Consider the following 12,830-nt stretch of genomic DNA (forward strand, 5'->3'; position numbering starts at 1 on the left):
GCGCCGCGGGCTCGGGCGCGGGCATGTCGAAGGGCGGGAGGTCGTCCTCCTCGTACGCGGCGATCGCGGCGTCGTCGTAGGGCACCTGCTCGTTCTCCCAGGCGCGGCGCTGCTCGTCGATGTCGCCGGGCTCGGGCATGAAGGTCGGGCCGCTCGTCTGGTCGACGGCAGGCGCCGGGGCGGGTTCGGGCTTGGGGGTAGTCGGAACCGGAGCAGGCGTAGGCTCCGGCACCGCAGCCGCCTGGGGCGCCACGGCCTCGGGAGCGGCGGCCGACGGCGCCGTCTGGGCAGGAGCGGGGACGGGAGCAGGCACCGTCGGGGCAGGCGCCGCGGCAACTGGCGCCGGGGCAGGCGCCGAAGCAGGGGCGGCGGGCTTCGCCGGCGCGGAGGCCGGGACGTCGTCCATGACGTAGCGCACCGAGCGACCGCCGAAGACGGACGTCACCTGGGGCAGGACCACGCTCTGGGTATCCGGGCGGGCGACCATCATCATCGCGAAGTTCGACCCGGCCGGGAAGCTCACGGTAAGCGCGGCGCCGTCGTCCGCCGTGGCGCGGGCGCTCTGCAGCAGCGCGCCGCACGACGGCTTGGCGGCAACGACGCGCCGCACGACCTCCTGCCATTTGCGCTGGAGCTCGCCCTGGTCGGTGACGGCGGGCGTCGTCGGGCCAGCAGCGGCGGCAACCGAGGCGGCGGAGGCCGGCGGGACCGAGGTAGACGCCGCCGGCGCGGGAGCGGTCGGGGCGCTCGCGGGGGCGTCTTGGACAACCGCGGCGGGAGCCTTCTGTGCGGGAGCGGCAGCCGGGGCAGGAGCGGAGGCCGGCGTCTCGACCGGGCGCCGTGCCGCAGCGGGCGCGGGTGCAGAGGCGGGCGCCGCAGGCGCGGAAGCAGCGGGCTTCGGAGCGGCAGCGACCGGCTCGGGGGCGGATACCGGCGCGGACTCCACCGCCTGTGCAGACTCCGCCGCCGGAGCGGCCTCGACGGCCGCGGGCTTCGCCGCCGGGGCGGGAGCCGCCACGGGTACCGCCGCAGGAGCGGCCTTCGCCGAAGCGGCAGCGGCGCCGCCCGCGAGCGACTGCAGCCCCGCAGCGTCGAGCGGCGAGGCGGGCACACCGGACGCGAGCCGCGCCTCGAGCCGCTCGATGCGCTCCACGAGCGCCTCGAGGGTGAGGTCGGTCTCGGGCCGTGCGAGGCGCGTGAGCGCGATCTCGAGCACCAGGCGCGTGTCCGCCGCGGAGCGCATCTCCAGCGCCGCGTCGTCGAGCACCGTCAGCGCACGGGCGAGCCGGTCCGCGCTGCCGAAGAGCTCGGCCTCGCGCGCCAGCACGTCGACATCCGCCGTCCCGCCCTCGAACAGCTCCGGACGGGCGCCGGCCACGCGCACCATGTACACGTCACGGATGTGCGCGACCAGGTCGCGCGTGAGCTCCATGAGGTCGTTGCCCTCGTCCACCTGGGTGCGCACGAGCCCGAAGAGCCGCGCCACGTCGCGCTCGGCGACCGCCTCGCTGAACTGCTCGAGCACCGCACCCGACACCTCGCCCAAAAGCGAGCGCGCGTCGGCTGCCTGCACCGAGCCGTTGCCGAAGACCGACAGCTGCTCGAGCGTGGAGAGCGCGTCGCGCATGCCGCCGCGCGCGTGCTTGGCCACGATCTCGAGCGCCTCGGCGTCGTAGGCGAAGCCCTCCTGCTCGCAGATGTAGGCGAGCCGGCCCACGATGTCGGCGTTGCCGATGCGGTGGAAGTCGAAGCGCTGGCAGCGCGAGAGGATGGTCTCGGGGATCTTCTGCGGGTCGGTCGTGCACAGCACGAAAACCACGTGCGCGGGCGGCTCCTCGAGCGTCTTCAGCAGGGCGTTGAACGCCTGCGTGGTGAGCATGTGGACCTCGTCGATGATGTAGATCTTGAACGCGCCGCGCACCGGGGCGAAGTTCACCGAGCTGATGATCTCCTCGCGCACGTTATCGACGCCGGTGCGCGACGCGGCGTCGAGCTCGTAGACGTCCGGGTGCGTGCCCTCGGCGATGGCCGTGCACTCCGGGCAGGTGCCGTCGGGCATGCAGCCCGATCCGCCCTGGGCGCGCGCCTCCTCGGCCCCCTCGCAGAGCAGGGACTTCGCCAGGATGCGCGCCATGGTGGTCTTGCCCGTGCCGCGCGGGCCGCAGAACAGGTAGGCGTGGCTGAGCCTGCCCTCGCAGACCGCGTGCTCGAGCGTGGAGACGATATGCTGCTGCCCCACGACGCTCTCGAACGTGAGCGGGCGGTACTTCCTATACAGCGACTCCATGTGCCACTCCTCCTCGATGCGGGCGGTCGCGCGGGCGCGGCGCTACAGCCCGCGCTCCTGCAGGCGACGGTCGATATCCTTGAGCGTGATGCGCGCGGCGAAGAGCTGGCGGCAGGTCGCCGTCTTGACCTTGTCCTGCGCGCGCAGGTCGTCCATGCGCTCGCCGATCTGGACGAGCTCCTCGCGGACGCCCCGGGCGAACGCGTCGTAGGCGGCAAGCCGCTGCTCGTCGGTCATGCTGAGCGTCCTTCCATCCAAGGGTTCCGCGGGTTCCATCACGGCGCTGCCGAGGGCCTCGGCAGCGTCTCACTATGATACCCCGGCGCGCGGGCGCGGAGGGCATCTCCATCGCGAAGGGACGGGGCCGAGGCGCTCCTTCAAGGGAATGCCAAGCTGCCGAGCGGGCCGCTCGGACGCCTGCGGCTGCGGCGTGGTACCATAACCGGTAGGCATACCGAAACACACCACACACGCACGAAAGGCCATGCCGCCCATGCCGCTGTTCCCGCCGCACAACCCCTTCACTGGGCGCCAGCCCGTCTGGCGCGGGCCCGGTGCCGCCGCGAGCGCGCCCGCGGAGGGTGCCGCGCAGGGGCCCGAGGGCGCACGCACACAGCACGGCCCGCTCGGCCGCCGCGCCGCGTCCCGCCCGCAGGCGCCCGGCGCCACGGCGTCGTCGCTCCTCAAGCGCTACCGCCCGCTCGAGACCCGCGCCACAGGCGGCTTCGGCTCGGTCGAGGTGTGCCTCGACACCCGCCTGCAGCGGCGCGTGGCCATCAAGCGCATCCCGCTCTCCTCGCCGATGAGCACCGCGCCCGAGAGCACGCGCACCGCGGCGCTGGCCGAGGCGCGCACCGCGAGCCTGCTGCAGCACCCCAACATCGTCTCGGTCATCGACTTCACCTATGACGACGCGTACGCCTACCTGGTGATGGAGTACGTCGACGGCATGTCGCTCGAGGAGTTCCTCGCCGACGTCGAGGGCAACTCGCTCACCTACGACGAGGCCGCCGCCATCGCCGACGCGCTCGTCCAGGCGCTCTCCTTCGCGCACGAGAACGGCGTGCTGCACCTCGACATCAAGCCCGGCAACGTGCTCATCGACCGCAACGGCCACGTGAAGCTCACCGACTTCGGCATGGCGACGCTCACGAGCGCCGCCGGCTTCGGCGGGGCGCGCGGCGGCACGATCGGCTACATGGCCCCCGAGCAGCTAGCAGGCGATACCGTGGACGAGCGCAGCGACGTGTTCTCGCTCGCCGCCGTGCTCTACGAGGCGCTCTGCGCCACGGCGCCGTTTCGCGCCGGCACGCCCGCCGACTCGCTCAAGCGCATCGAGAAGGGCGTGCTCTACCCCTCGAGCCTGCTCGCCGACATCCCCGAGAACAGCGAGGACGCGCTGATCGGCGCCCTCGCGCCCGACGCGGACGACCGCTGGGCCGGCGTCGCGGAGTTCGGCGACCGGTTCCTGCCGCACCTGGGCAGCGTCCGCGAGGGGCGCCGCAGCCTCGCGCGCATCATCGCGCGCCTCACCGCCGACGACGTGGACGAGGAGGCGGGCGACGAGGCCGCCCCGGCGCGGCGCGACCGCGTGTGGGAGATCGACCCCGCGAAGGGCTGGCTGGGCAGCCGGACCGACCGCGCGCGGGCCGTCGTGACGGGCGCCGTCGCGGGCCTCTCCGTCGCCTGCGCGGCGGCTGGCCTGCTCGAGGCCATGGGGCTCGCCGAGGGTGTCGCACTCGTCGCGGCCTCGGCCGCCATCGGCGCGGCGGCGGCCATCGCCCCGGCGATCGGGTCGGCGCTCGTGGTCACCGGCTTCGCGATGCTCGTGCTCGGCGCCACGCCCATCGTCTCGGCGCTGGTACCCGTGGTGCTCACGATCGCCCTCGTCGCGGGCTGGTGGTACGCCTGGGGCCGCGTCATGCCGGCGAGCTCGGCCGTGTTCGCTGCGCTCGCGGCGCTTGCCGCAGCGACCGGAGACCCCGCGCTGCCGGCAGGCCCCGTCGCGGCCTTCGCCGCCTGCTCGCTCCCCGCCGCGCCCGCCGCCGCGACCTGCGCGCTCGGCATCCCGTTCGCGCGGCTCTTCCAGACGGCGCTCGCGGGCGCAGGCGAGCTCGGCCTCGATGCGGCCGCGAGCGCCCTCGCCGACCCGGCGCTCTGGGTCTCCACCGCGCTCGCCGCGGCCGCCGCGGCGGCGACGGCGCTCCTGCTCGACCGGCACGCGCGTGCCCGCGAGGAATCCCGCGGCAACGCCCTGCTCGCGGGCGCCTGCGCGCTCCCGGCGATTATGGTCGTTTTGCTGCTCTGTCTTGCAAACCCTGTGGAAATTGCCAGCGTGAAGACCGCGCGAATCGCCATAGCTCTCGGGCTGGGCGCGCTATCCTCTATAATCGTCTGCACGTATGTGTATGCGCTAGGTTATTCCAGAGACCTCCCGGAGGGTGATCGATCGTGAACTTCCTTAACCTCTTCGAGGACCGCGTGGCCGGAATCTTCGGGGCCGCCCGCGCGCCGTTCTCGTTCAAGAAGCTCGCCAAGCAGGCCGCGCACGAGATGGAGGACGCCACCCTCGTGGTGAACGGCGTCAACACGGCGCCCGCGCTCTACACGATCCTCATCTCCGGCGACGACGACTCCTTCATGGCCCCGTACTACCCCGAGCTCTCGCGCGAGGTGAGCGAGTTCGTGAAGGCCCAGGCCGAGAAGAAGCGCTACGTCTTCGTGGGCGAGCCGCTCGTCCGCTTCATGATCGACCCGGCGCTCAAGGCCGGCCGCTTCTCGGTCTTCGCCGAGAACGTCGACGCCCCCACGCTCGGCCGCCTCTACGAGGAGGAGCGCGCCTACCAGAAGGGGCTCGCCCAGAACTTCCACAGCAACGAGGCCATGAACCGCAGCAAGGAAGCACCCATGCCGCGCCAGCAGCCGCGGATGTCCGAGGCCCAGCCGCGTGCCGCGAGCGCCGCCGCGCGTCCCGCCATGCCCCAGATCCCGCTCGTGAACGCCAACCCCGCCGGCAGCGCCGCGGGCGTCGCCTGTGCCGCCATGGCCGCCGGCGCCGCGGCGGGCGTCGCCTCGAACCTGGCCGACGCCGTGCCCGACCCCTTCGCGCCGCTCGAGGCCGACCCGGCACAGCCCATCCCCGTGCCCAAGACCATGACCCGCGAGGCCATGGCCGGCGTGGGCGGGGCCGCCGCCACGGGTGCCGCGCTCGGCGTGGCGAGCGTCGCGGCCAACATGGCCGGCACCCGCGCCCCCTCGCCCGTCCAGGCGACGGCTCAGCTCGTCGACGTGGTCACCGGCGACACCTACGACGTCGCGGGCCCCGTGTGCATCGTCGGCCGCGAGCGCGCGGTCGCCAACGTCGCCCTGCGCGACCCCAACGTCTCGCGCCGCCACGCCCAGCTCATGGCCACGGGTAGCGACTGGTCCATCGAGGACCTCAACTCCACCAACGGCACCCTCGTGAACAACCGCCGCATCACGCGCTGCCCGCTGCGCGACGGCGACCTGCTCACCTTCGGCCTCTCCACCTTCGAGTTCAGGAGCTGAGGCCCATGATCGACATCATCCTGTTCATCGGGCGCATCGTCCTGGTGGTGCTGCTCTACATCTTCCTGTTCGCCGTCATGAAGACCGGCGTGGGGCTCGTGCGCGGCCAGCGCCGCGACTCCGCCATCTGGACCATCGACGTCGACAAGGGCCCCCGCGGCATCCGCGGCATCCACGTCGACATGCTCGGCCCCGTGATCGTGGGCCGCTCGCCCAGCTCGGACATCTGCATCAACGAGCCGTTCGTCTCGGCCTCGCACGCGCGCTTCTCGCTGCAGGGCCCGGCCCTCATCATCGAGGACCTGAACTCGCTTAACGGCACCCTCGTGAACGGGCGCCCGCTCGTCGAGCCCGCCACCCTGCGCGAGGGCGATGAGGTGCAGATCGGCGACGTCGTGATGAAAGTGAACCGCCGATGATGCCTGACGAGCACATCCACCCCCGGGGCGACGAGCCCCTGGCGCCGGACGCCCCGGGCGGGACGGCCATCGGGGCGCACGCCGCGCAGCCGGCGGACGCCGCCGCGGCGCCTGCCGGGGAGCCGCTTGCCGCGGCCCCGGAGGGACCCTCCTGCCCGCTCCCCCGCCCCGACACCACGGCCGAGATCGACGTCTCGCTCGTCGAGGCGCACCTCTCCGACCCCGGCTCCACGCAGAGCTTCGCGCCCATCACCGAGGAGCGCATCGACACCGACTCGACCTACGACGCCGGCACCACCACCTCGCTCATGTGGGGCGCCCGCTCCGACGTGGGCTGCGTGCGCAATCACAACGAGGACTCCTACCTGGTGCAGTCGCCGCTCTTCTGCGTATGCGACGGCATGGGGGGCCACGCCGCCGGCGAGGTCGCCTCGTCCATCGCGGTCGAGACCATCGCCAAGCTCGCGCCCAAGGAGGCCGACCCCGCGCGGCTCGCAGCCGCGATCGAGGCCGCGAACTCCGCCATCATCGAGGCCGCCGCGAACGGGCTCGGCAAGGCGGGCATGGGCTGCACCGCGACGGCCGCCTGCATCGAGGGCACCTCGATGGCCATCGCGCACGTGGGCGACTCGCGCGCCTACCTGCTGCACGAGGGCACGCTCATCCGCGTCACGCACGACCACTCCTATGTGGAGGAGCTCGTCGACGCCGGCGAGATCACGGCCGACGAGGCCCGCGTGCACCCCAACCGCTCGGTCATCACCCGCGCGCTCGGCTCGGACCCGGCCATGTACGCCGACCACTTCCAGCTGAACATCGTCGAGGGCGACCGGCTCATCCTGTGCTCGGACGGGCTCTCGAGCATGATCTCTGACGCCGAGATCGAGTCCATCGCCTCCCAGTCGCCGACCGCGCAGGTCGCGACCGACAACCTGGTCGACGCCGCGCTCAACGCGGGCGGCGGCGACAACGTGACGGTCGTCGTCGTGGACGTGGTCGACGACGGGCGCATGCGCGAGCTCGTGCGGCGCCGCAAGCGCAACGTGCTCATCGCCGGCGCGAGCCTGCTCGCCGCCGTGCTGCTCGCGGGCGCGATCGCGCTCTTCACCATCAGCAACTCGCTCTTTTTGGGCGTCTCCGACGGGTGCGTCGCCATCTACTCCGGCATACCGGGGAGCTTCATGGGCATCGACCTCTACCGGCTCTCCGACTCGACCACCATCGATATCGAGGACCTGCCCGAGGACACGCAGAACCGCCTGCGCGCGGGCATCCCGCAGGGCAGCATGGACGAGGCGCGCGAGACGCTCTCCAACTACCGCCAGCAGATCGACGCCGAGATGACGCGCCAGGCGCAGGACGCCGAGGCCCTGCGCAACAGCGCCGAAGCCGACGCGGCAGAGGCACCCGCCGAGACCCCGGCCGAGGGTGATGCCGCCGCGGCCGCCCCGGCGCCCGCCGAGGACCCGGCCGCGGGCGCTCCCGAAGGAGGCGATGCCTGATGGGTAGCCGCAGGAACACCGAGCTCATGCTCCTCATCGGCGCCGCGTTCCCCGTGACGCTGCTCTACGCCCTCTACGTGGTGACCACGGGCGCGGCCCTCTCGTTCACCACGCTCGCCGTGCCGCTCGGCCTCTTCGCGGGCTTCGCGGCGGCCCACATCGCCGTGCGCTTCCTGGCCCCCGGCGCCGACCCGGCGATCCTACCCATCGTGTTCGCGCTCTCGGGCACGGGCATCACCTTCATCACGCGGCTCGACTCGTCGGTGGCGATGAGCCAGATCGTCTACCTCTTCGTGGCGATCGCCCTCATGGTGGGCACGCTCGCGCTCGTGAAGAACCTCGACATCATCAAGCGCTACAAGTACACCTTAGGTCTCGTGGGCATCGTGCTTCTGCTCCTGCCGATCTTCGTGGGCGTCGACCGCTACGGCTCCAAGCTCTGGATCGAGATCGGCTCGTTCACCGTGCAGCCCGGCGAGTTCGCCAAGGTCTTCATCGTGCTCTTCCTCGCGGGCTATCTCGCCGAGAACCGCGAGCTGCTCTCCATCTCCAACCACAGCGTGCTGGGGCTCAAGGTCCCGCGCCTGAGGCTTCTGGCCCCGCTCTTCGTGGTGTGGGGCATCTGTCTCGCCGTGGTCGCCTTCGAGCGCGACCTGGGCAGCGCCCTGCTCTTCTACACGCTCTTCCTCATCATGCTCTACGTGGCGACGGGGCGCATCTCCTACGTCGTAATCGGCGTGCTGCTGCTCGCCATCGGCGGCTTCGGCATGTACCACCTCATGGGGCACGTACGCACGCGCTTCGCCATCTGGCTCGACCCGTTCTCGGACCCGCAGAACGCCGGCTACCAGCTCGTGCAGTCGCTCTACTCGCTCGCCGACGGCGGCCTCGTGGGCACGGGCATCGGCCGCGGCATGTCCACCACCATCCCCGTCGTGGAGAGCGACTTCATCTTCTCCGCCATCGGCGAGGAGATGGGGCTCCTCGGCGGCGCGGCGATCCTTCTGCTCTTCATGCTCTTCGCCGTGCGCGGCCTCACCACCGCGGCGCGCGCCAAGAGCGATCTGGCCGCCTTCAGCGCGACGGGCCTCACCGCCGCCATCTCGTTCCAGGCCTTCCTCATCGTGGGCGGCGTAACCCGCCTCATCCCGCTCACCGGCGTGACCCTGCCCTTCATGAGCGCGGGCGGTTCGTCGCTGCTCGCGAGCTTCATCATCGTCGCGCTGCTCATGCGCGCCGGCGACGAGGCGACCGGCCGCGAGACCGAGCTCACCGGCACGGGCATCATGACCGCCCTGCCCGACGCGCCCCAGATGCCCGCCGCGGGCTCGCCCGCGCTCAGCGCCGTGGGCACGCGCATCTTCGGCGGCCAGCGCACCCCGGGCTCCTCGGGCTCGCTCGGCGGCTCGCACGCGCGCCCCGGCTCGCGCATGCGCCGGCGCCTGCTCGACACGCCCGAGTCGGGCGTGCTCGGCCGCGTGGCCCTCGCCAAGCGCCTCACCAGCACCGTGTTCCTGTTCACCGCCGTGTTCGCGGTGCTCATCGGCAACCTCACCTACATCCAGGTGGTCAAGGCCGACGAGTACCGGACCATGCCGGGCAACAACCACACCATCGCGCGCCAGGCCTATATCCAGCGCGGCTCGATCATCACCTCGGACGGCGTGACGCTCGCCGAGTCCGTGGCGCAGGGCGACGGCACCTACGCGCGCTCCTACCCCAACGGCAACCTCGCCGCGCACACGGTGGGCTACTACTCCACGCGCTACGGCGCCTCCGGGGTCGAGAGCACCATGAACGACACGCTCACCGGCTCGGTCGACTACTCGAGCTGGGAGAACGCCTTCATGTCGCTCGCCGGCGTCGCCCAGCCGGGCAACTCGGTGGTGCTCACCATCGACTCGCGCATCCAGACGGCCGCCGAGCAGGCGCTCCAGGGCTACACGGGCGCCATCGTGGTGCTCGACCCCCGCACGGGCGCGGTCCTCGCCAAAGCGAGCTCGCCCACCTACGACAACACCGACATCGAGTCCGTGCGCTCGGGCGGGTCGTCCGACTCCTCCGAGTACGACCGCACCACCCAGGCGCTCTACACGCCCGGCTCGACCTTCAAGGCGGTCACGCTCGCCGCGGCGCTCGAGACGGGCACCACCACGCTCGACTCCGAGTACGACGCTCCCTCCGCGCTCGAGATCGGCGGCGCCGACGTGACCAACATCGACCGGCTGAACTTCGGCACGGTGAGCCTGCGCCGCGCATTCGAGCTCTCGGCCAACACGGCCTTCGGCCAGGTGGCGGTCGCCACCGGCGCGGACAGCATGGTGCAGTTCTCGCGCGCCTTCGGCTTCGGGCAGTCGCTCGGCCAGGACTTCACCACCACGCCCTCCATCATGCCCGAGCCCGACGAGATGACCGAGTGGGAGCTCGCCTGGGCGGGCGCCGGCCAGCCCGTCGGCCAGGGCCACACGCCCGGCCCGCAGGTCACCTGCATGCAGAACGCCGTGATCGCGGCCGCCATCGCCAACGACGGCATCGTGATGAACCCCTACGTGGTGCAGCAGGTGCTCTCGCCCGACGGCACCGTGGTCTCCACCACCGAGACCCGCTCGCTCGGCCAGGCCGTGAGCGCCGAGACCGCGAGCGAGGTCGCCGAGGCGATGCTCGGCGTGGTGCAGAACGGCACGGGCGGCGCCGCGAGCGTCTCGGGCGTGCAGGTCGCCGGCAAGACCGGTACCGCCGAGACCTCCTCGGAGCACACCAACTCGACCTTCATCGGCTTCGCGCCGTACGATACCCCGACCGTGGCCATCTCCGTGGTGATCGAGGACTACTCGGAGCACGGGCACTCGGCCGCCTCGGTCGCGGGCAAGGTCCTCGCCGCGGCGCTCGCCGCCCAGGGGCTCTGATGCGCATGACGGTGGGGAGCGCACACGCGACGGCACGGGCGCCGCTTCGCCCGAGCCCGGTGCCGGACGCGCCCGCGCCCTTCAGGGCGCACGGCGCGCATCGGGGATACGAGGTAATCACGTCCGCCTCGCGCACGGGCGCGGACGCAGAGGTTGTTAGGAGCTAGTCAGATGGTGCAGCAGGTGCTCGGGGGAAGGTACCTCCTCAAGGACAAAGTCGGCTCAGGCGGCATGGCGACCGTCTACCGCGCGCAGGACCAGGTGCTCGATCGCACGGTCGCCGTGAAGATCATGCTTCCGCAGTACGCCGCGGACGCCACGTTCGCCGCGCGCTTCAAGCAGGAGGCCCAGGCGGCGGCCGGTCTCCAGAGCCCCTACATCGTGGGCGTCTACGACTGGGGCAAGGACGGCGACACGTACTACATCGTCATGGAGTACCTGCGCGGCACGGACCTCAAGAGCGGCGTGCGCAGCCACGGGGCGCTCGACCCCAAGAAGGTCGCGCAGATCGGCAGCCAGATCTGCGGCGCGCTCTCCGTCGCCCACAAGCACGAGATCATCCACCGCGACATCAAGCCGCAAAACATCATGGTGCTGCCCGACGGCAACATCAAGGTGATGGACTTCGGCATCGCGCGTGCCAAGAACAGCCACCTCACGCAGGACAACAACGTGCTGGGCACCGCGCACTACGTCAGCCCCGAGCAGACGCGCGGCCAGGAGCTCGGCCCCACCTCCGACATCTACTCGCTCGGCGTGGTCATGTACGAGTGCGCCACCGGGCGCGTGCCCTTCGACGGCGACGACGCCATATCGGTCGCCCTCAAGCAGGTCAACGAGCTGCCCGTCCCCCCGTCGCAGCTCAACCCCAACCTCGACGCCGACCTTGAGCGCATCATCCTGAAGTGCATGGAGAAGGACCCGGCCAACCGCTTCCAGACCGCCGACGAGCTGCGCCAGGTGCTGAACGCCTACCTCGCCGGCCGCACGGTCGACGTGCCGGAGCCCACGCGGGTGCTCGGCGCCGTGCCCGCCGGCGGCATGGGCGCGACCGAGACCCGCGTCATGAGCGAGCAGACCCAGGCCATGGTGCGCCCCGCCGCGGGCAGCACCACCGTGCAGGCCTCGTCCATGGCGGGCCGCTCGGGCGGCGCGGGCTACGAGGAGGAGCCCAAGGGCGGCAAGGGCAAGATCGTGGCCGGCGTCATCGCCGCGATCGCGATCGTGGGCATCATCGCCTTCATCGCACTCACGACCCTCGGCGGCGGCGCCACGGTGAAGGTGCCGAACGTCCTGGGCTACTCCGAGGATGACGCCCGCGAGGCCATCGAGGCCGTGGGCCTCGAGGTCGACAAGGTCGACCACGGCTATAGCGACGAGTACGAGGAGGGCGAGGTCATGGGCCAGACACCGAGCGGCGGCCAGACCGCGCACGAGGGCGACAGCATCGACCTCACCATCTCGCGCGGCCCCGAGCCCGTGGAGACCGTGCCCGTGCCCCACATCATGGGCATGACGCAGGAGGAGGCCGAAAACGCCCTCCGCGACGCCGGGCTCACGCCGGCCGGCACGACCGAGGCCAGCGACGAGGAGGAGGGCCTCGTCTTCGAGCAGAGCCCTGCCGCCGATGAGGAGGTCGAGAAGGGCACCGTCGTGAACTTCAAGATCTCGGCCGGCCCCGACACCGTCGCCGTGCCCAACGTCACGGGCGACAGCCGCTCCGCCGCGACCTCGGCGCTCAGCAACGCCGGGTTCGGCTTCGACGTCGAGGAGCGCTACAGCTCGAGCGTCTCGGCGGGCTACGTCATCAGCTACAGCCCCGGTGGCCAGCAGAAGCCCGGCACCACGATCACCATCGTGGTATCGCTCGGGCCGGAGCCCGCGCCCGAGCCGGAACCCGAGCCCGAGAGCCCGACCTCGCCCGACACGCCGGAGCAGCCCACCACGGGCAACGGCGACGAGGAGGCCACGCAGTAGGCCGCGCCCCGGCCGCACCCCGGCCGCGCATACCAGACCCTGACGGCCCGCGTCATCGCATGTGGGTTGATTTCCGATCCCAACCGAACACATTGAGCTGACGGCACGCTCCCGCAGTTAACCGAACGCCCCCGAGGTCCTATCCGGGCCCCGGGGGCGGCATTTTCCCAGTTGAAGGAATGGTGGAGAT

At 71.7% G+C, this 12,830-nt stretch carries 8 protein-coding genes; 6 read left to right on the forward strand and 2 right to left on the reverse strand.

The window, feature by feature from the left end; genetic code table 11:
- Both dnaX and FS885_RS09330 read right to left on the reverse strand, forming a co-directional pair.
- On the reverse strand, nt 1-2,287 hold a 2,287-nt coding region (dnaX, locus tag FS885_RS09325), incomplete at its 3' end, for a DNA polymerase III subunit gamma/tau (protein WP_144744790.1).
- Nucleotides 2,288-2,329: 42 nt separating this feature from the next.
- Nucleotides 2,330-2,524: a hypothetical protein gene (locus tag FS885_RS09330; RefSeq protein ID WP_144744791.1), complete on the reverse strand. Its 195-nt coding sequence runs from the start codon at nt 2,522-2,524 to the stop codon at nt 2,330-2,332.
- A 256-nt stretch (nt 2,525-2,780) separates the two neighbouring features.
- On the opposite strand from FS885_RS09330, the gene FS885_RS09335 reads away from it, so the two are divergent.
- From FS885_RS09335 to pknB, 6 genes are all read left to right on the forward strand, one after another.
- Complete coding sequence (locus FS885_RS09335; protein ID WP_186365846.1) at nt 2,781-4,742, forward strand: serine/threonine-protein kinase; 1,962 nt, start codon at nt 2,781-2,783, stop codon at nt 4,740-4,742.
- Nucleotides 4,739-5,836: an FHA domain-containing protein gene (locus tag FS885_RS09340; protein WP_144744793.1), complete on the forward strand. Its 1,098-nt coding sequence runs from the start codon at nt 4,739-4,741 to the stop codon at nt 5,834-5,836. The genes FS885_RS09335 and FS885_RS09340 overlap by 4 nt, the downstream gene beginning before the upstream one ends.
- Nucleotides 5,837-5,841: 5 nt before the next feature.
- The gene (locus tag FS885_RS09345) at nt 5,842-6,255 is read left to right on the forward strand and encodes an FHA domain-containing protein (protein WP_144744794.1); all 414 of its coding nucleotides are present in this window, start codon (nt 5,842-5,844) and stop codon (nt 6,253-6,255) included.
- The gene (locus FS885_RS09350) at nt 6,252-7,757 is read left to right on the forward strand and encodes a Stp1/IreP family PP2C-type Ser/Thr phosphatase (RefSeq protein WP_186365847.1); all 1,506 of its coding nucleotides are present in this window, start codon (nt 6,252-6,254) and stop codon (nt 7,755-7,757) included. The genes FS885_RS09345 and FS885_RS09350 overlap by 4 nt, the downstream gene beginning before the upstream one ends.
- The gene (locus tag FS885_RS09355) at nt 7,757-10,663 is read left to right on the forward strand and encodes an FtsW/RodA/SpoVE family cell cycle protein (protein ID WP_144744795.1); all 2,907 of its coding nucleotides are present in this window, start codon (nt 7,757-7,759) and stop codon (nt 10,661-10,663) included. Before FS885_RS09350 ends, FS885_RS09355 begins: the two co-directional genes overlap by 1 nt.
- Before the next feature lie 171 nt (nt 10,664-10,834).
- Nucleotides 10,835-12,640 (forward strand): Stk1 family PASTA domain-containing Ser/Thr kinase, encoded by a 1,806-nt coding sequence (gene pknB, locus FS885_RS09360; protein ID WP_144744796.1) that lies wholly within the window; start codon nt 10,835-10,837, stop codon nt 12,638-12,640.
- Nucleotides 12,641-12,830: the final 190 nt, after the last annotated feature.

It is taken from the genome of Enorma burkinafasonensis, assembly GCF_902150035.1.
Lineage (GTDB): Bacteria > Actinomycetota > Coriobacteriia > Coriobacteriales > Coriobacteriaceae > Enorma > Enorma burkinafasonensis.